The 18,030-nt window shown below is 70.7% G+C and carries 15 protein-coding genes; 9 read left to right on the forward strand and 6 right to left on the reverse strand.

Annotated elements, in window-relative coordinates:
- The first annotated feature begins 66 nt into the window (after nucleotides 1-66).
- From EDC82_RS02035 to EDC82_RS02060, 6 genes are read left to right on the forward strand one after another with little or no spacing between them, the layout of a single operon-like run.
- Nucleotides 67-1,248 (forward strand): hypothetical protein, encoded by a 1,182-nt coding sequence (locus EDC82_RS02035; RefSeq protein WP_131940439.1) that lies wholly within the window; start codon nucleotides 67-69, stop codon nucleotides 1,246-1,248.
- The gene (locus EDC82_RS02040; RefSeq protein WP_131940441.1) at nucleotides 1,245-2,564 is read left to right on the forward strand and encodes a glycosyltransferase family 2 protein; all 1,320 of its coding nucleotides are present in this window, start codon (nucleotides 1,245-1,247) and stop codon (nucleotides 2,562-2,564) included. The genes EDC82_RS02035 and EDC82_RS02040 overlap by 4 nt, the downstream gene beginning before the upstream one ends.
- Nucleotides 2,561-3,364 carry a glycosyltransferase family 2 protein gene (locus EDC82_RS02045; protein WP_082740547.1) on the forward strand — a complete coding sequence of 268 codons (804 nt, stop codon included), beginning with the start codon at nucleotides 2,561-2,563 and terminating at the stop codon, nucleotides 3,362-3,364. Before EDC82_RS02040 ends, EDC82_RS02045 begins: the two co-directional genes overlap by 4 nt.
- Nucleotides 3,361-4,755: a glycosyltransferase gene (locus EDC82_RS02050; protein ID WP_131940443.1), complete on the forward strand. Its 1,395-nt coding sequence runs from the start codon at nucleotides 3,361-3,363 to the stop codon at nucleotides 4,753-4,755. The genes EDC82_RS02045 and EDC82_RS02050 overlap by 4 nt, the downstream gene beginning before the upstream one ends.
- Nucleotides 4,755-6,278 carry a glycosyltransferase gene (locus EDC82_RS02055; protein WP_200829270.1) on the forward strand — a complete coding sequence of 508 codons (1,524 nt, stop codon included), beginning with the start codon at nucleotides 4,755-4,757 and terminating at the stop codon, nucleotides 6,276-6,278. Before EDC82_RS02050 ends, EDC82_RS02055 begins: the two co-directional genes overlap by 1 nt.
- Nucleotides 6,278-7,150: a glycosyltransferase family 2 protein gene (locus EDC82_RS02060; protein ID WP_051805565.1), complete on the forward strand. Its 873-nt coding sequence runs from the start codon at nucleotides 6,278-6,280 to the stop codon at nucleotides 7,148-7,150. Before EDC82_RS02055 ends, EDC82_RS02060 begins: the two co-directional genes overlap by 1 nt.
- Nucleotides 7,151-7,341: 191 nt before the next feature.
- Here the strand turns inward: EDC82_RS02060 and EDC82_RS02065 are convergent, their stop codons facing one another.
- Nucleotides 7,342-7,932: a GNAT family N-acetyltransferase gene (locus tag EDC82_RS02065; RefSeq protein WP_062256493.1), complete on the reverse strand. Its 591-nt coding sequence runs from the start codon at nucleotides 7,930-7,932 to the stop codon at nucleotides 7,342-7,344.
- Nucleotides 7,933-8,086: 154 nt separating this feature from the next.
- A complete protein-coding gene (locus tag EDC82_RS02070; protein ID WP_131940254.1) occupies nucleotides 8,087-9,394 on the reverse strand; it encodes an ISL3 family transposase in 1,308 nt (435 codons plus the stop codon).
- A 141-nt stretch (nucleotides 9,395-9,535) separates the two neighbouring features.
- Here EDC82_RS02070 and EDC82_RS02075 point away from each other — a divergent pair, with 141 nt between their 5' ends.
- Nucleotides 9,536-10,597 (forward strand): GNAT family N-acetyltransferase, encoded by a 1,062-nt coding sequence (locus tag EDC82_RS02075; protein WP_131940445.1) that lies wholly within the window; start codon nucleotides 9,536-9,538, stop codon nucleotides 10,595-10,597.
- Nucleotides 10,598-10,805: 208 nt separating this feature from the next.
- On the opposite strand, the gene EDC82_RS02080 is transcribed toward EDC82_RS02075, so the two are convergent.
- Nucleotides 10,806-11,990 carry a glycosyltransferase gene (locus tag EDC82_RS02080; protein ID WP_160126171.1) on the reverse strand — a complete coding sequence of 395 codons (1,185 nt, stop codon included), beginning with the start codon at nucleotides 11,988-11,990 and terminating at the stop codon, nucleotides 10,806-10,808.
- Between the two features lie 322 nt (nucleotides 11,991-12,312).
- Between EDC82_RS02080 and EDC82_RS14845 the strand changes: the two genes are divergently transcribed.
- A complete protein-coding gene (locus EDC82_RS14845; RefSeq protein WP_235006071.1) occupies nucleotides 12,313-12,954 on the forward strand; it encodes a DUF3253 domain-containing protein in 642 nt (213 codons plus the stop codon).
- Nucleotides 12,955-13,157: 203 nt separating this feature from the next.
- Here EDC82_RS14845 and EDC82_RS02095 read toward each other — a convergent pair whose 3' ends face one another.
- Together EDC82_RS02095 and EDC82_RS02100 are read right to left on the reverse strand one after the other, a co-directional pair.
- Complete coding sequence (locus tag EDC82_RS02095; RefSeq protein WP_131940449.1) at nucleotides 13,158-13,880, reverse strand: CPBP family intramembrane glutamic endopeptidase; 723 nt, start codon at nucleotides 13,878-13,880, stop codon at nucleotides 13,158-13,160.
- Complete coding sequence (locus EDC82_RS02100) at nucleotides 13,880-15,295, reverse strand: tryptophan-rich sensory protein (RefSeq protein WP_131940451.1); 1,416 nt, start codon at nucleotides 15,293-15,295, stop codon at nucleotides 13,880-13,882. The genes EDC82_RS02095 and EDC82_RS02100 overlap by 1 nt, the downstream gene beginning before the upstream one ends.
- Before the next feature lie 236 nt (nucleotides 15,296-15,531).
- Between EDC82_RS02100 and EDC82_RS02105 the strand changes: the two genes are divergently transcribed.
- Entirely contained in the window at nucleotides 15,532-16,254 is a 723-nt protein-coding gene (locus tag EDC82_RS02105) for a hypothetical protein (protein ID WP_040014964.1), read from the forward strand.
- Between the two features lie 115 nt (nucleotides 16,255-16,369).
- Here the strand turns inward: EDC82_RS02105 and EDC82_RS02110 are convergent, their stop codons facing one another.
- A complete protein-coding gene (locus EDC82_RS02110) occupies nucleotides 16,370-17,998 on the reverse strand; it encodes a glycosyltransferase family 39 protein (protein ID WP_131940453.1) in 1,629 nt (542 codons plus the stop codon).
- Nucleotides 17,999-18,030: the final 32 nt, after the last annotated feature.

Consider the following 18,030-nt stretch of genomic DNA (forward strand, 5'->3'; position numbering starts at 1 on the left):
GATGCGTTCGAACATCCGACGGACGTCAAGATGACGAGAAGCCCCGTCGCACATGACAATACGAGGATGACGACGACGCGCCCGGCGAGCACTGCCGCTGAGGAACCCCGCAGCGCGCACGTTGCATCGGGTGATGCGGCTGCAACCGTCGACCACCTCCTGCTCGGCCCGCCCGAGCACGGGGTGACGCGCCACGGGGCGGCTCTCGCCGGTGCGCGCCGCACGTCGATGCTCGACGTGGGGACCGGCGCGCGTGACCTCGCGGCGTACCTCGCGGACGATGCGGGGCCCGTGCATGTTCACCTCACCGACGCGCTGCTCGGCGCCGACCACCGGGCGATCGAAGCCGGGGTGCGCGCGATCGAGGGCGCCGCGCGGCCCGTGCACGTCACGCTTCACGACATTCCGCAGCCCGCCGAGGGGCAGGCGCGCTACGAACGTCGCGCTGCGCTGTATGCGCGCATCGTCGCGGCCGCCGCGTCTGTTCAGGTGTGCAGCGAGGCCGAGCGCGCGATGCTGGGTGACGTCGTCGCGGCGCCTGCCGGTGACGCTGACAGCGCCGCTCGGGGTTTCGGCGACGCCGATGTCGCTGGTGTCGGTGTCGTCACGTTGCCGGTCGATGCGCGAGCGAGTGCAACCGAGGCGGGTGACGCGGTGCTCGCCCTGGGCGATGACGCGCCCGTCGGCGTCCTCGGGTTCGTCCATCCGGGCAAGGATCCGCAGTTGGCGCTCGATGTTGCCGCGGCGCTGGGTCGCGACCTCGTCATGCTCGGCGCGGTGGTCGAGGGGCACGAGGACTTCGTCGATGACTTGCGCCGCACCGCGAACGCGCGCGGAATCGAACTGCGCGTTCTCGGGCACCTGAGCGAGGACGAGATGGACGCCGCGATCGCGACGATCGCCGTGCCGCTCGCGGCCTACCGTCACATCTCCGCGTCGGGTTCGATCGGCCGATGGATCGCCGCCGGTCGCCGGCCGATCACGCTGGCCACGCCGTGGGTCGCCGAACTGTCGACGGCGGCACCCGGTTCGGTGACGGTCGTCGAACCTCGTACAGATGCAAGCGATTCGGGTGATCGGGATGGGGTGGTCGACGCTTTCGTCGATGCCGCCCGGTCGGCGCTGAGCGACCCGATGATGACCGTGACGAACCCGTCGCATCCCGGCTTGCTCACGACGCCGGACGCCGCGCGTCGCCAGAGCGAACTGCTCGCCGCGCACCTGACGTCCCTGGGTGGTGTCGGGTGAGCGCGAACGCTCGCGCAGGCGAGCAGGGGGCTGACCTGAGCGTGGGTGACGGACGCGACGTCGACGTCGTCGTCACGCATTTCGAAGACCCGCAGCGTCTGCGATGGGTGCTGGATTCCCTGGCGGCGCAGGATGATTCGTCGCTGCGCCTCCACGTCGTCGTCGCGGATGACGGTTCGGCCACCCCGCCGAGCGTCCCCGACGGCGTCACGCTCCTGCGACAGGCGAACGAGGGCTTCCGCGCCGCGGCAGTGCGCAATCTCGGCGCGCGCGCCGGGTCGTCACCGGTCGTCCTCTTCCTCGACGGCGACACCGTGCCGACGCCCGGCTACTGTGCCGCGATGGTCGACGCCTTGCGAGAGGCGTCGCGCGAGGCGCCGGGCGCCGGCGCCCTCGTCGTCGGAGCCCGTCGGCATGCCGATCTCAGTGCCGTCGCCGCGCGGGGTGACGACGTCGTGTCCTGGTGTGCGGCAACCGATCCCGAGGCGCCGGCCGACGGTGACGTCCTCGCCGCACCCCAGTGGCTGCGCGACGGCTATACGCGCACGAACGACCTGCGTGACGCCGGCGACGGCGACTGGCGACTCGTCATCAGCGCCGTCATGGGCATGACGCGCGACGCGTTCGAACGACTCGACGGGTTCGACGAGAGCCTCGTCGGGTACGGCGGCGAAGACTGGGATCTCGCCTATCGCGCCTGGAACACCGGCGTCGCCCTGCGTCATGCGCCGGCCGCGGTGGCCTGGCACGACGGCCCCGACGCGGGGGAGCGAGCCGATCTCGCGCAGCTCAAGGAGGGCGAGCAGCTCGCGCTCGCTGCCCGCATTCCACAGCCAGACGTGCGGGGGCGCCACGGTATCTGGCGCGCCCCGCGCGTCGTCGTGTTCTGGCGGCCGGCGCGAACGGTGGCACCGAGCGGCGAGTACGCCGCCCTCGAGTCGTGGCTCGCGCTCGCGGACGTCGGGATCTGGTGCGGTGAACACCGTCCCGACGTGCTCGCCGATGACTCTCGCGTGTGCGCCGGCGAACCGTCCGACGACGTTCTGCAGCGCGCTGAGTTCATCGTCGACGTCATGCAGCCGTGCGTTCTGCGCGATGCCGAGGGTCTGCTCGCAGCGTGCGACGGCGCGCCATGGGTGGGCGGCGGCGTGACGGCGGCGCGCACCCGTCATCGGACGAATGTGGACGAAAATCGCAGAAATGACAGGGTCGCTGGGCCGGTCGAATCGTCCGCGGATGCGTCACCGATCGTCGACACCGTGCCCGCAGACGGGCCCCTCGACCTCGAGGCCTGGGGCCGACGGAGGTGGTCATGAGCGAGCGCACCTATCCGTGCGTGACACGTGCGCTCACTCGCAGCCGTGACGGTTCGCCTCGCCCTGCTCTCGCCGGCGCCACCGTCATCGTGCCTGCGCGTGACGAAGAGCAGGCGCTTGCGCACTGCCTCACGGCGCTCGAACGAGCGCTCGTCGAGGTTGCTCATCTCGCGCCGGCGATGACGTTACGTGCGTGCATCGTCCTCGACACGTGCACCGACGACAGCGAGGCCATCGTGCGTGCCTTCGCGGGCGCCGCGGCGCACCGCGGGCAGTTCAGCGTGGAGCCGCTCGTCGTCACGGCGGGGAGCGTCGGGCGAGCGCGTGCCGCGGGAGTGCGCTGCGCGCTCGAATGGGCGGAACGTGACGGCATCGATGCCGACGCGCTGTGGCTCGCGTCGACCGACGCCGACACGCACGTCCCGCCGCACTGGCTGAGCGCCCACATCGCGACGGCCAACGCCGGCGCCGACGCGTACGTCGGCACCGTCGAACCGGACGCGGCTCTCACCGGCGCGCGGCGCGCAGAGTGGATGGAACGACACCATCTGCGGGAGGGGCATCCTCACGTGCACGGCGCGAATCTCGGTGTGCGCGCCTCTGCGTACCTGCGGGTCGGCGGGTTCGCGCCGCTGTCGCTGCACGAGGACGTAGACCTCGTCGAGCGGCTGCGCGCCGAGGACGAGCGCCTCGTGCGGGCGGCCGATGACGCGCGCGTCGTCACGTCGAGCCGTCTCGACGGGCGAGCTGTCGGCGGGTTCGCGACGTATCTGGCCAACCTGCGAGGAGGAGTCGCATGACGTCGCTGCGCATCGCCGTGCTCGCCACGAACCGCAACCCGTTGAGCGAGCCGTTCGCCGGCGGCCAGGAATCGCTGACGGCGGCGCTCGTCGCCGGGTTCCGTCGGCGCGGCCACCACGTCGTGCTGTTCGCGGCCGAGGGGACGCCGGCCGACGTGGCCGACGAGGTCGTGACGTACCCGGCGCTGCCGCGGTTCTCGGCGGTTGCCGCGCTCGACCCGCAGCTGCCGGAGAAGCCGTTTCTCGACGACCATCACGCGTTCACGTTCGCGGCCGCCGAACTGGCGCGCCGGGATCGTGCCGGTGAGCTCGACGTCGTCGCCAACCACAGCCTGCACCACCTGCCGATGTCGCTGTCGCGCGCCTACGACGCGCCGGTCGTCACGACGTTGCACACGCCGCCGTTTCCGTGGATGGAGCTCGGCGCTGCCCTCGCCTCGCCGGCGTCGCGGTTCGTCGCGGTGTCGAAAGCCCTCGCGGCGCAGTGGTCGACGGTGACGCGGCAGGTCGTGGCGAACGGTGTCGACGAGTCGCGTTTCGTCCTCGGGCCGGGTGCTGCCGACGGCCGTCTCGCCTGGGTCGGTCGGATCACGCCGGAGAAGGCGCCGCATCTCGCGATCGATGCGGCGCGGATGGCCGGGCGACGGCTGGCTCTTGTCGGGCCGGTCAGCGATGCCGCGTACTTCGAGGCGGAGATCGCGCCGCGGCTCGGGGGTGACGTCGAGCATCTCGGCGCATTGCGGCCGCAGGAGGTGGCGAAGGTCGTCGGGCGGAGCGACGCGTTGTTCGTCACACCGGCATGGGATGAGCCGTTCGGCCTCGTCGCCGTCGAGGGCGCGATGTGCGGGACGCCTGTCATCGCCCTCGCACGAGGTGGTCTCGTCGAGGTGGTGCGACCGGACATGGGTGTCCTCGTCGACGTGTCGACGAATCCGGTCGTGGATTCGTCTGAGCTCCCGGCAGGAGCCGTGATGGCGGCGCCCGACGACGTGCTGGTCGCCCGACTGGCCTCTGCCGTCACCGAAGTCGACGCTCTCGAGCGCGCGGCGGTGCGCGAGTGCGCCGTCCGCCATTTCTCTCTCGATGCCTGCATCGACGGGCATCTCGCGGTGCTGACGGAGGCGGCTGACGCGGCGCGCCGTTCGCAGCCTGGATCGGGCGCGCGATCCGTCGAAGGTCACACACCGCTGGATCCGCTCCCGAGCGACGCCGACGCGCGGCGGCTCGTCATCCGTGAGGACATGAAGCCTCCAGCCGGGGTTCGTCCGGGCGTGAGCGCGCCGAACGGCACGGGCAGCGACGTTGCGGACCGTCCGTTGCTCCCGGGGGGCCTTTCGGGCGACAGCGTCTCAGGCGGCGCCCAACCGGACGCGACAGGGGCGATGTCGTGATGCGCATCGGTTACTACGTGCACCATCACGGGCGGGGGCACGCGACGCGGGCGGGCGTCATCGGCGCCGAACTGACGCGGCGCGGGCACGTCATCACCTATCTCGGCAGCGGCGCACTACCCGACGGGGATCAGGTCGCGCTCGCGTCGGATGCCGATGAAGCGGATGCACCGTTCGTCGACCCCGATGCGGGTGGGCGTCTGCACTGGGCTCCGCTCGGCGGTGGCTACGCCGAGCGTTCGGCGCAGATCGCGGCGTGGGTGACCCAGGGGCGCCCGGACGTCGTCGTCGTCGACGTCTCTGTCGAGGTGACCGCTCTCGTGCGGCTGCTCGGCGTCCCCGTCGTCGTCGTGGCTCAGCCCGGGCGACGCGACGACGCACCGCATGCGCTGGCGTTCGACCTGGCGGCGGCTGTGCTGGCGCCCTGGCCGGCGCGGCTCGACGTCGCGCCGCACCTCGAACGCCATCGCGACAAGACGGTCGAAGTCGGTGGCCTGTCGCGCTTCGCGGGTCATGCTGCGGGGCCGAACACTGCGGGCGGTGGTTCGTCGGCATGTCCCTCCCCGAACTCCTCGGAAAGTGTTGCGTCAGGCCCGCGGGCGGCCGGTTCCCGCGATGCCGGCGGCTGCGGCGTCGCGGCGGACGTCTCGCAGAGCACTGCACCGGGCGCCGGATCCGGCGGTGCAGCAATAGACGCTGTGGGAGGCCCTTCGCTGGGCGCACGGCGAGGGGCCTCGTCAGATGCCTTGGCGGGCAGCGATTCTGACGGTGCCGCGGTGAACGTTCCGGAGGGCCTTTCGGTGGGCACGCCGAGAGGGGCCTTCTCGGACGCGACATCGCGGGGCGCCCAAGAGATACCAAGGTTGCGTGGTGTGCTCCTCGTCGGCGGCGAGGGCTGGGACGACGCTGAGCTTCCGGGCGCCGTCGAACGCGCTGTGCCGCAGGTCCATTGGCGGACGCCCGACGCCGACCACCCCGTCGAGGTTCTGCTCGCGACGGCTGACGTCGTCGTCACCCACGCGGGGCAGAATGCTCTTGCGGACGTCGCTGCCTTCGGTGTTCCTGCCGTCGTCGTGCCGCAGGAGCGTCCGTTCGACGAGCAGGCCGACATGGCTCGTGCTCTTGACGACGCCGGCATCGCGCGCAGGCTGACTCTGGGTGCGACCGCTGACGAGGTCGCTGCCGGCATCCGTGAACTCCTCGCCGGGGACGACGAGCGATTGACAGGACGTGCGTGGGCGCGCTGGTGCGTCGACGGCGCTGTTGACCGCGCGGCTGACGTCATCGAGGCCGCTGCGCGCGGGGGCGTCGCTGACCTAGCCGCTGGAACTGAGGCCGACGATCTGGGAGGTGCTGTGCGTGGGAGCAGGCACGGCATCGACGATGTTGCGCGCGCAGGTGTCGCAGAGCGAGGCGTCCGCGAAGCCGGGGGCGCGGCGCGTGGAGTCGTCGAGGGCGGCTCCGGCTGGCCAGCCGCTACCGGCGCCGAGGTGCCCGCACTCGGAGATGGGACGCTGCAGTGATGACCGACATGGGGTCGGGCCGGACGCTGCCCGTCGCCGTCGTCACTCCGGTGCGGGGGCGTCTGGAGCACCTCGTCAATCAGCGACGGTTCCTCGACGAGGTGGCGCCCGACGTGCGACACGTCATCGTCGCCGTCGACATGCCTGATCTGGGTGACGACCTGCGCGCGGCGGGCGTCATGGGTGAGAGCGTCAGCATCGTGCCCCTCGACGATCACCCGCTGGGCATGCCGACCGCGCGGGCCCGCAACGTCGGCGCGACGGCGGCACTCGATGATGGCGCGGAACTCATCGTCTTCCTCGATGTCGACTGCGTCCCCCTGCCCGGTTTCGTCGATGCGTCGCGTGACGCGCAGCGTCAGCTCGATGCTCGCGGCGAGCGTGCCGTGCTCAACGGCATCGTCACGTATCTGGGGGAGGACGATCGTCTCGACGGTGAATTCCCGGCGGCTGCAAGACGTTTCGTCGCTCCGCATGCTGCGCGCCCCGCGCCGTCGTCGGGTGCGGTCGAGGTCGACGACGACCATCGTCTCCTGTGGTCGCTCGCGTTTGCGCTCGATGCCGACGCCTGGCGCGCGTGCGGCGGTTTCGACGAGCGGTACGTCGGGTACGGCGCGGAGGACACCGACTTCGGCATGCGGGCCCGTGACGCGGGCCTGCGGATGGCGTGGGTCGGCGGCGCGCACGCGTTGCATCAGTGGCATCCGAGCGCGAACCCGCCGCGCCATCACGTCGTCGACATCGTGCGCAACGCGAACCTCTACCGCGAGCGGTGGGGCACCTGGCCGATGGAGGGCTGGTTGCAGGCGTTCGCCGACGAAGGCCTCGTCGAGTGGACCCCTACGTCGTTGTCCCTGGCGTCGCCGCATTGAGCCTTGCGGTGTGCCCGAATGTGGACAGGATTCGCAGGCCTGTCCGAGAATCGCGAATGTGGACGAAAATCGCAGTTGTACACGGCGCGCCGGGGCCATCCTGCGATCTACGTCCCCATCTGCGAATCCCGTCCACATTCGTACCGCGGGGTGACGCATCGCCACCGAGACGAAGAGCGCGGACGGGCCGACTACGCGCCGTCGCCGCCGCCGCTCCGCGGGGAGGCCTCAGCCTGGGCGCTTTCATCGACGCGGATGCGGCTGTACATGAACATGTCCTTGCGCGAATCGCCCACCTGCTGCCAGGAACGCAGCAGTCCTTCGCGTTCGAAACCACAGGCCTCGGCGCAACGCCATGACGCCTCATTCCACGGCTCGACGTAGAGCTCGAGGCGGGCCACGTCTTCGAGCGTCTCGGCCCAACCGCTCAGGATGGCGAGTGCGCGCTTCGCGTAGCCGCGTCCCCGGAACGCCGGCGCCAGCCAGTACCCCGTCGAGGCACGCCCCTGGTGGATGGAGCTGAGCCACAGGCCGATGTTGCCGATGCACTGATCGTGCTGGTCGGTGATGGCGAAGGAGTACCCGGCGCCGGTCCGTAGTCGCTCGTGCTGACGCGCTATGTAACTCAGCGCGTCGTCATGGGAACCGCTCGCGGGGACGGTCGTGATGAGGGGAATCAGCGGGTCGCGGGCAACGCTGCGAACCAGATCCACGTCATCGTTCACGAAAGCGCGAAGGGTGACACGTCCGTCCCCCAGGTTCGGCAGTTCGGCGGGGAGCATGGTCTCACTCTCTCCCCATCGGCGATCAGCGGCAACCGGGTGACATGCCGAAGGCTCAGGATGCGCGGTCAGGGGGTGAGTCTCGCGATACGGTCGAGAAGTTGCCTCGCGGTCTCCGTCCGTGCTGCACATCGCCTGAGCGTTATCGGGCTCTTCACGAATGAGGGTGTAGCGCGGGTCTGAACCCTCCGGCTTCGAGCAGCGACCGAGCGATGTAGTGGGTGAGGTTGCGGAAGCCGAGGGCGGAGCCGCGGAGGTGTTCGAGTCGCCCGTTGATGGCCTCGGTCGGGCCGTTGCTGGTGCCGGGGCGGTCGAAGAACGCGAGGATGTCGCCCGCCCGCTGCTTCATGGTCCGGCCGAGCTTGCGGACCTCGACGAGCACCGCGGGAACGCCGCTGCTGATCGCAGCGATCACCTCCTGCATCATCGCCTTCGCTTTCTTCTTGTCGGGCTCCCGGTAGGCCGCGACGATGCGCTGGTAGATGCCCCAGGTCGCCTCGACCTCGACGTGCTCCTCGCTCGCGAACACTGCGTCCAGGCGTGCCCGCTGCCGGTCGGTGAGCAGGCTAGCCCCGGTATGCAGGGTGCGGCGGGCTTTGTAGAGCGGGTCGCCCTTGAGCCCGCGGTGACCGGTGGTGTCTTGCTGGACCCGACGCCGGCAGACATCCAGCGCGTCGCCGGCGAGGCGGACCACGTGGAACGGGTCCATGACGGGGACGGCGTCGGGGAGTTCCTCGGCGGCAGCGGTCTTGAACCCGGCGAAGCCGTCCATCGCGACCACCTCGATCCGCTTCGCCCAGTCCGCAGGGCGGGCGGCGAGCCACTGCTTGAACACCGCCTTGGAGCGGCCCTCGACCATGTCCAGCAGCCTCGCCGGCCCGGTCTTGTTCCTCGCGGGCGTGAGGTCGATGATCACGGTGACGTACTTGTCGCCCAGCCTCGTGTGTCGCCAGACGTGCTCGTCGACACCGATCGTGGTGACCCCGTCGAACCGGGCGGGGTCGTCGATCAGGCGCCGCTTGCCTTCCGCGAGGACGGCGGTGTTCGCGGCACTCCAGGACACCCCGAGACCTGCGGCGACGCGGGTGACGGTGAGGTGGTCGATGACGATGCCCCGCAGCGCCCACTCCAGGCCGCCGCGGGAGATCTTCGCACGCGGCGCCGCTGCCCGCGTCATGTCCTGCCGCCACGTGCGCCGGCAGTGTCCGCACCGGTACCGGCGCACCCGCACCAGCAGGATCGTCGGCCGGTGCCCGAACGGCTCGTGCGCCAGTCGACGCGTGACCGTGTCCCGCGGCACGCCCTCGACACCGCACTTCCGACACCACGGGTCGTCCCCGACGACGCGGCATTCGATCGTGGCCCGATCCGGCTCGATCAGCTGGCCGACGGCGACGAGGCCGAGCTCGTCGAGGCGGCAGAACGTGGTCAGGTCAGGGGTCGCGAAAGTAGGGTGGAGCACGTCGAGGTCTTTCGGGATGGCGAGCGTGAAGAACTTCCATCATCCGGGAGACCTCGACCCCTACCCGGCCACCGACGCGCTCAACCGATTACACCCTCGTTCGTGAAGAGCCCGTTATCGCCCCGATGATCGGAACCTCGAATGTTCTCGCTCGAATCGCCACTGCAGACCGACGCATGGGCCAAGGTCCAACGCAAGCTCGGCAAGCCGACGTCGACACTGCAGGGAGACGGGTGGTCGGCACTGTGCGTCGAGGAGAAGCGCGCGGTCGGCTCCTACCTGTACGTGCCGTACGGGCCGATCTGCCGTGACGCGGGCGCACTCGACGACGCCTTGCGCGCCATCCACGCCCATGCTCGTCGACGGCGAGCCTGGTGGGTTCGCGTCGAGCCGCGCAGCAGCGAACGCGAGGCCCTCTGGTCGGACCTGCCGCTGTGGCGGGACGTGCTCGAGGCCGACAGATTTCACCCGGCGCTGCACGATCACCAACCGAAGCACACTCGCCTCATCGACCTGACTGCGGGCCCGGACGCCATCCTTGCCGCGGCGACGGGCAGCATCCGCACGATTCACCGCAACCACGCGAAGAAGGGCCTGGAGGTGCGGACGAGCCGCAACCCGGACGACGTCACCATCCTCGCCGCGTTCCTGTCGCAGGCTGCTGGGCACAAGCACATCGTCGTCCGCTCGACCAGCTACCTGCATGCGGTGGCTTCCGCGATGATGCCGGTGGACGCGGCGACCCTCTACTCGACGTGGAAGGACGGCGCCCCGCTGTGCGCCACCCTCGTCTACGACAGCCCCACCCAGCGGCTCTTCGCCCACGCCGCGATGCCCGTGGAGCATCGAAAACTGCGTCCGAACCAGCCCCTCATCACGCGCGCGCTGCTCGACGCCCACGACGCAGGCATTCGGACCGCTGACCTGTTCGGCCTCGCACCACCGGACGAGCCGAACCATCCCTGGGCGGGATTCAGCGCCTTCAAGCGTTCCTTCGGTGGCGAGGACGTCACCCACCTCGGCACCTGGGAACGCGACATCGTGCCCGGAGCGCGACGTGCCCTCGAAGCCCGCGAGCATCTCGCGGAACGTCGTCAGACGCAGCGGGCTCGAGGCCCGGAGGCCACCGCGGACTCGTCGGCGCCCGTGGCGAGCACCGTGGCGACGACGGCGTCAGCGGAGAACAGCTCGGTGCCGCACTGACGATTGGCCGACGGGTCAACGGCGCGACTGGGGCGTCGTAGGGTCCGCGGGGGGCGACGGGGCAGCGGTGGTGACCACGACATCGCCGATGTGACGAGGATTCGCAGACCGGGACGCGGCTCGCAGAGGTGGACGAAGATCGCGAATTTCGTGCACATTCAGGCACACGACGTATGTCGCTCACAGACGCGCCAGGGGCGACGTCGCGTCAACGAGTGGGAATGCTGGCGCGGTAGATCTCGGAGTGAACGCGTGCTCCGGCATCGCGTTCGTCGCGGCGTGCGGCGACGTCGGCCGGGGCAGCGCGCCCTTGGTCGACGGCGACCAGGATCGTGTCGGCAAGCCTGCGAGCGTCGACGGTGGCGTCCTCACTCGCGGCCGCACCGTCCTCGGCCTCATCGCCCCGGCCCGCGAGATCGTAGAGGACGGGCGCGTGCTGTTCGCCGTAGAACCCGATGTTCGGTGCCACGACGCGCACGCCGAGGTCGTGACACATCTCGATCCACCCCGAGTGGGTGCCCCAGACGTTCGCCATGACGCTGACGTCGAGGCCGCCGACGAACGCGAACAGCGTCGCGTCATCCATCGGCTCGTGCAGGACGAGCGTGATGGCGCCGCGCGCCGCCAGCGCCTCGGCGCGCTCGACGACGCAGGCGTCGTGACCGCGATCGGTTGGGTCCGCCACGTCGCGGTGCATCGTCACGACGATCTCGACGTCAGGCCGCTCATCGGCGACGAGGGCGAGCGCGTCGAGCGCTCCCGCTGCGTCTACGTTCGTGCGAAGACTCTTGAGGTGCAAGCCGATTCGCCGACGATCATTTCGCGCGGGCGCCGCTGTGCTGTCGTCGCTCGACCGCGCGTCGGCGCGGTTCGTCCGAGAGGAAGTGTCATCGAGCAGGAGCGCGGCCATGACGTCCAGCGGCACGATGTGCGGGTGGCGCACGACGACGGCGTCGCGACCCCAGCGAGCCTGGATCGCATCAGCCGCGCCCTGCGTCAGCGTGATGACGGCGTCAGCCGCCGGCACGAGCGCGTCGAGTCGGCTGAGCTGCGCCGCCGGGTCCTTGATGTGCGGGTTGCGCAGGTCGTGCACCGTGACGACGACGCCCTTGCCCAGCTCGTGCGCCACGTCGACGACCTCGCGCAGGTGCTCAGGGCTGAACGACTCGAACCCGAAGTGGACGTGCAGCACGTCGAACTCGCCGGCATGCTCGCGTAGCCAGGCCGGATCGAGGATGCGCGGCGGCCACCAGCGCGTCGAGCCGTCGTCAGCGATGACGGGCGGGTCGGGCAGGCGGATCACCTCGTCGCACCCGTCGCCTGGTGTCTCGCCGGTCGGGGAGAGGTGCGCGACGTAGGGGTGATCGGCCGGAACCGACGCGACACGAATCATGGCTTCTCCTGGAGGCGATCTCATCGGCTACGACACTGAGCACGACACAGTGAACGCGACCGAGGGCGGGCGCCGTCACCCTACCCGCAGGCTCGCCCGTTGACGGATCATCGTTGCCCGGATTCGCGTCATGTTCGACGCCAATCCGGGCAACGATCGTCCCTCGGCCTGACAAGTGCATCGCGCATCTGCAGTCAGACGGTGCCGCCGACATGAGCCAGGCCCGGGGGAGGCGGCGCGAGGCAGCCCCGTCTTCATCGGCGCGGGCATGTCAGACGTGCTCCGGTGGACACGCGGCGGCGTGGGCCGTCACAGTGGGCGGGTGAGTGAACCCGAGCGCACCCCGGACGGTCGCTACATCGTCGTGAACGGTCGACGCTGGCGCGCGTCCGACCCCGGCATCCCGCCGAAGCTGCGGCAAGAACTCGTCGACGAACTGATGGCCGCCCGTCGCCTCGTGCGCACGGACGCCGAGCACGCCCGACCGCGCGTGCAGGAGGCCAAGATCGCTCTCGGCGAGCGGGGCTACGAATGGTGGACTACTCCGTCCGACGACGAACGCGATGTCCGCATCGAAGCGACGATCCGTGCGCTGCTGCGTCATCGCGCCGGCAAGAGCATCTGCCCCAGCGACGTCGCGCGCGTGGTCGGCAGCGGCGCGCACACTGACATCCATGGCGGCGGTATTTCGAAGGCGAGTGGCCACGAGACGGCGACCCAAGTCGGAGGCGAGTCGACCACCACCGGGGGCAGCGATGCGACGAACGGCGATGACGGGTGGCGCGACCTCATGCCCGCCGTCCGCGCCGTGGCGCATCGAATGCGAGCGGCCGGCGAGGTGCTCGTCACCCAGAAGGGCAAGGCCGTCGACGAGACAGCTCGCGGGCCCGTCAGGATCATCTTTGCCGGCGGTGGCGCTGACGATGACATTCGTGGTGACGCTGGGGAGCGCCCCACGTCGTGATGTTCCCCGACATCGCGTCGCTGCCGACGCGATGTCGGGCGAAAATCGCTGACGCTCAGTCTGACGACGGGCGTATCACTCGAGATCCGCCGCGACCGTCCCCCGACGCCGCCCTGAGTGCCAGCCTGGCACCACAGGTTGACATCCACCGTAGATCGCAGCGGGGGGACACTCACGTCAAGGGCGTCGGGCGGCCGATCTCACTACACGACGTGCGGCAGGACGAACAGCATGAGCATCGACCACGTCAGGTGCGTGACGATCGGCCCCGCGAGCGAGCCCGACTGCTGACGCAGCACGGCGACGACGAAGCCGAGCATCGCCGCGGCGAGTGCGAGCAGCGGAATGCCGGTGAGGGCCGTGACGGCGGTGTAGGCGACGGTCGTCCACAGCACGCGCTTCCTCGGCGACAGCACGCGCCAGAGCCCGTCTCGGTAGAACACCTCCTCGGCGATGCCGTTGACGGCCGTCGTCAGTGCGACGATCGGCAGGCTGCCCTTGCGGGCATGGTCGAGCAGGTGCGAGACGGGGTCGCGCAGCGCCGGGATGAAGCGCACGAGAAACGCGCCGACGACGAACAACAGCGCCAACGCGATGCCGATGCCGAACGCCTCGAGCAGTTCGCGTCCGTCAGCGCGCCAGCGCAGCCTGGTCGCGCCGACCCGGCCGGCCGCGAAGATCCCCGCTCCGTAGATGACGGCGACGAGGAACGTCGCCGGGTAGAACAGGGCCTGCCCCGGCTCGAGATTGAGCGACCACGACAGTGCGACGGCGGCCGCGACGCCCGTCGCGCCGATGATGACCCGCGTCGCCCCGAGACGATGCTCGGGCACGGGATCGGCCCCGGCGTCACGTAGTTCGACGTCGCGTGCCCCTGCGAGCGCGGCGCCGAAGACGTGGCGAGGTGAGCGGTGCGATGTCGCCATCAGCGTCCCGGGTTGCGACGGGCGATGACCGCGCTGAGGACGGTGGCGAACCCCGTCCACGCCGCGTACGGCGCGAGCACGACGCCCTTCTCCGGCGAGGCCTTGTGCGCGCGGCGCACGAGGTCGGCCGAGCTGGCGGCGAGCACCGCAGCCTCCAGCACCGCCGGACGCAGCTTCTTCGCGGCGAAGAACGTGCCGTTCCAGCCGACGTTGAGGGCCAGGTTCGCGGCGAGCGCCGCGATGTACGCCCGCTGTTCCTTGGTGCGGCCCGTCTCGGCGAGGTCGGCGATCGTCAGGCTCGAGATGAGCGCGAGGTCGGTGTAGAGCGCGCTCCACACGATCGGGAACGCGGCGGGCGGCGGCTGGATCGCAGGCTTGCGCAGCGTGCGGTACCACGCCGACTTCGGGTCGGTCAGCAGCGAGCCGGCGACGGCGGTCGCGGCGACGGCGGCGGACGTCAGCCCGAGCGTGCGTACCCAGCGCGAGGTGTCGAGGTCCTTCACGGCCGCGCGCACGGCATCCTCGAACGTCGTGTGACCGCCCGGAGGTGCGCCGACGAGGTCGTCGAGGTCGCGTTCGTGGACGACGGTGTCGTGCTGCAGGCTGCCGATGAGCGGCGCCGCCAGGCTGCTGGAGACGGGCGTCACGAGGCCGATCCAGTGCCCGGCGAGTCCGGCCGTCGTCACCGGCGCGGTGCCCACGATGCGCGGCAGCCAGCGCTTCGTCGCCTTCGCGTAGCGCTTCATCATGTCGCCGTACGGCATCGGTTCGGGGCCGCCGATGTCGAAGGTGCGGCTGACGTCGGCGGGCAGGTCGGCGGCACCGACGAGATAGTGCACGGCGTCGGCGACGGCGATCGGCTGGATGCGGTTCTTGATCCACTTCGGCGCGATCGCGCCGGGCAGGCGCTCGCTGAGGTTGCGCAGCATGATGAATGACGACGACTCGTCACCGATGACGACGCCCGCCTGCAGCGCCGCCGTCGGAACGCCGGAGTCGATGAGCACGTGGCCCACCTCGACGCGCGAGCGCAGGTGGTCGGACAACTGCTCGACGTCCTCGTCGTCCGGGTGCAGGCCACCGAGGTAGACGATGCGCGAGACGCCGGCGTCGTGGGCGGCGTCGGCGAACGTCGAGGCCATCTCCTTCTCCTCGGAGACGAAGTCGTCGGACGTGCTCATCGAGTGCAGCAGGTACCAGGCGACGTCGACGTCCTCCATGGCGCGCGCGACGTCGGAGGCCTCGGACGCGTCACCCTCGACGACCTCGACGTGCTCGCCCCACGGCAGCGCACGCACCTTCTTCTCGCTGCGGCTGAGCACGCGCACGCGCCATCCCCGCTCGACGAGTTCAGCGGCCACCTGGCCGCCGACGTATCCGGTGGCCCCGGTGACGAGGGCGAGGCGAGAGGTCATGAAGTCCATCCGTTTCATCGAGGAATGCGCGTGGATCACGTTGGAATTTCAGGATAGTCCTACCTGACGTCGGCGTCAGCGGCGCCGGTCACAGCGGGGTTGCTCAGCGCGGGCGTCAGCTGCGCCGCTCATGCGGGCGCACCTGAGCGCCGCGGTGCGTGGGGAACGGTTCGCCGTCATTCCAGCCTGCCGGCGCCCACGAGGGGGCTGGGCGGCTGCGGCCTACACTCCTCGACGTGTCCGAACCTCAGGGCGAGCCCTCGCACCCGCCGCTCCGAGCCGAGCGCCGCTCGGCTCGGCGCGAGCGTTCGGCGGCGGCATTGCTCGTCCTCGGGCTCGTGCTGTGCGTGGGCGCGTACGTCGCGGCGGTGCATGCTCGGGGTGCGTCGTTCTCCTGGCGGCGCGCGATGATCAGCGACCTCGGACGCACGATCTGCCGCGACTGGCACGGATTCTGGGTCTGCTCGCCGCGCGCCGACCTCTTCAACGTCGCCGTGGGCGTCGCAGGAGCCTGCATCCTGACGGCGGGGGTTCTGACGCACGATCGACTCGGACGATTGCTGACGGCGGCGCTCGTCTGCCTCGGCGTCGGACTCGTGTGGGTCGCGGTCTTTCCCGCTGACGGAGCCATCGGGGTGCACATGGTGGGCGGCGTGCTCGCGCTGCCGGCGCCGTCCGTCCTGTTGCTCGCACATGGGCTGGTGGGGGTGCGGTCGGCCGACTCACGAGGGGATCACGATCGGTTCGCGAGCGAGCGCGAGCCCCGTCACACGCTGACGCGCGCGCTCGGGGCGCTGGGTGCCGTGTCGTCGCTCATGAGTCTCGACCACGTCATGCCGGCGCCGGCGCCCATCCCGCGCGGGGTGGCGGAGGGCGTCTCGCTGCTGGCGCTCGCAGTTGCTCTCGTCGTCGTGGCGTTCGACCTGCTGCGACGCCCGCGCGACATCACCGCACCCTGACACACCCCGCCTCCCTCGATGTTGCCCGGGTGTCACGGCGCCCGCGCCCCAAGAAGTGGGCAACATCGCGGCCTTGGACGCGCGCCGCGCCACACGAGGAGTGGGGGAGTGCGCCTCAACCGCCGAGGCGGCGCAACGTCGGCCAGACGGCGCCCCATCCTCCTCGCGGGTCGGAACATCGCAGCATCGTCGTGCCGTCGAGGCCGAACGGGTCGTGCGGCGCGATGAGCCGTCCAGCGGGGTCGCAGCGTGTGAACGCCGCACGGATGCGGTGCTCGTCCCCACCGACGGCGAGGACGTCGTGCGTGTCCCCGTCGCTGCGTGGCGGCCCGAGGCTCCAGAGCGCGTTGTGCCACGAGGCGACGTCGGCACGCGGCACCCCGAGCGCAGGGCCGTACTGATGTGCAGCTCCGGCGAGGGCATACGAATCGGTGACGATGGCCGCACCCGTCGGACGGGCTGTCGCCATCTGGGCGGCGAGTGACGGCCAGTCGGTCTGGTCGCGCTGCATGGGGTCGAGGGCGGAGACGATGGAGAACGCCGGTGACGAAGCGGGCACGATCGGTAGGCAGATGAGGGCTGCGACGACGGCGTTCGCCGTCACGACGATGGGCGCGCGCCGCCACACGTGCTCCTCGTCCGCAGCCGCCCGCGCCCAGCCGACCGCGACAAGCGGCAAGAACACCGCGACCGCGTAGTAGGGCTGCGCAGGGGAGACGAGCGCGAACACGAGGACGATCGCGGCCATGACGGCGAGCACGGGCCCGGTGCGCTGTTGTGGTGGGTCCGGGGCGATGCGGCCGGCGTGACCGTCGTCGGTGGAGAAAGGATCGTTCGTGACGCCGCCGAACGCCTTGACGCGGGCGTCGTCAGCGGGACCGCTGCGCCAGCCGTTCGCCTCGGCGTGCCCACCGCCGTCGTCGCCGCCGTCAGCTCCGGGGTGGGCGGCACGACGACTTCCCGGGTGCCACCACAACCCCCGCCACGCGACCTGCACGAACGGCGGTCCGACGAACACGACGAGCAGCGGCACGACGAGCCATCGGTTGAGCGCGCCATCGCGGGCGACGACGTCGGCCGAGACGTCGAGCATCGGCACGCCGTGAACGATCTGCGCCCCCACTTGGAACCCGCCGACCGCGACGAGCAACGCGGCGCCGCACCAGGCGTCACGGGTGCGCAGCACCCACCGGGCGCACGCGGCGAGCGCGACGAAGACCGCCGCGACGAGCACGAGGACGAGCAGCTTGTTCCAGCACGCCACCCCAGCCGCCGCGCCGGCCCACGTCAGCGCATGGCGACGCCCCGTCAGCGCAGCGACGACACCGAGCACGACGAGCTGCCACGCGAGCAGATCGAGGCTCGCCGTCAGCATGACGTGCCCCATGAGCAGCGGATAGACGGTGAACGCATGCGCCCACGCGGCGATGCGCTGCACCCTCACATCAGCGCCGAGAAGCCGCGGAAACAGCCCCGCGACGAGCGCGCCCGCCCCCGCCGCGAGCGCGGCCGGCAGCCGTTGCACCCACACCGCGTCACTCACCGACGCCGCTGCGTGCGCGAGCCAGACGGTGAGCGGCGGCTGATCGTCGTACCACCACGCGGGCGGCAACATGCGAAAGTACAGCTCGTCGCCGTGAAAACCGTGGCGCGACGCCGTCGCGAGCAGCACGATCATGACGGCCAGCGCTGCCGGAGCACCGGGGCGCCACCACGGCTGCGCCTCGACGAACCGCGCCGACACACGCCACCTCGATGAACTCGACGCGGACGGCG

The organism is Dermacoccus sp. SAI-028 (assembly GCF_004346775.1).
GTDB lineage: Bacteria > Actinomycetota > Actinomycetes > Actinomycetales > Dermatophilaceae > Dermacoccus > Dermacoccus nishinomiyaensis.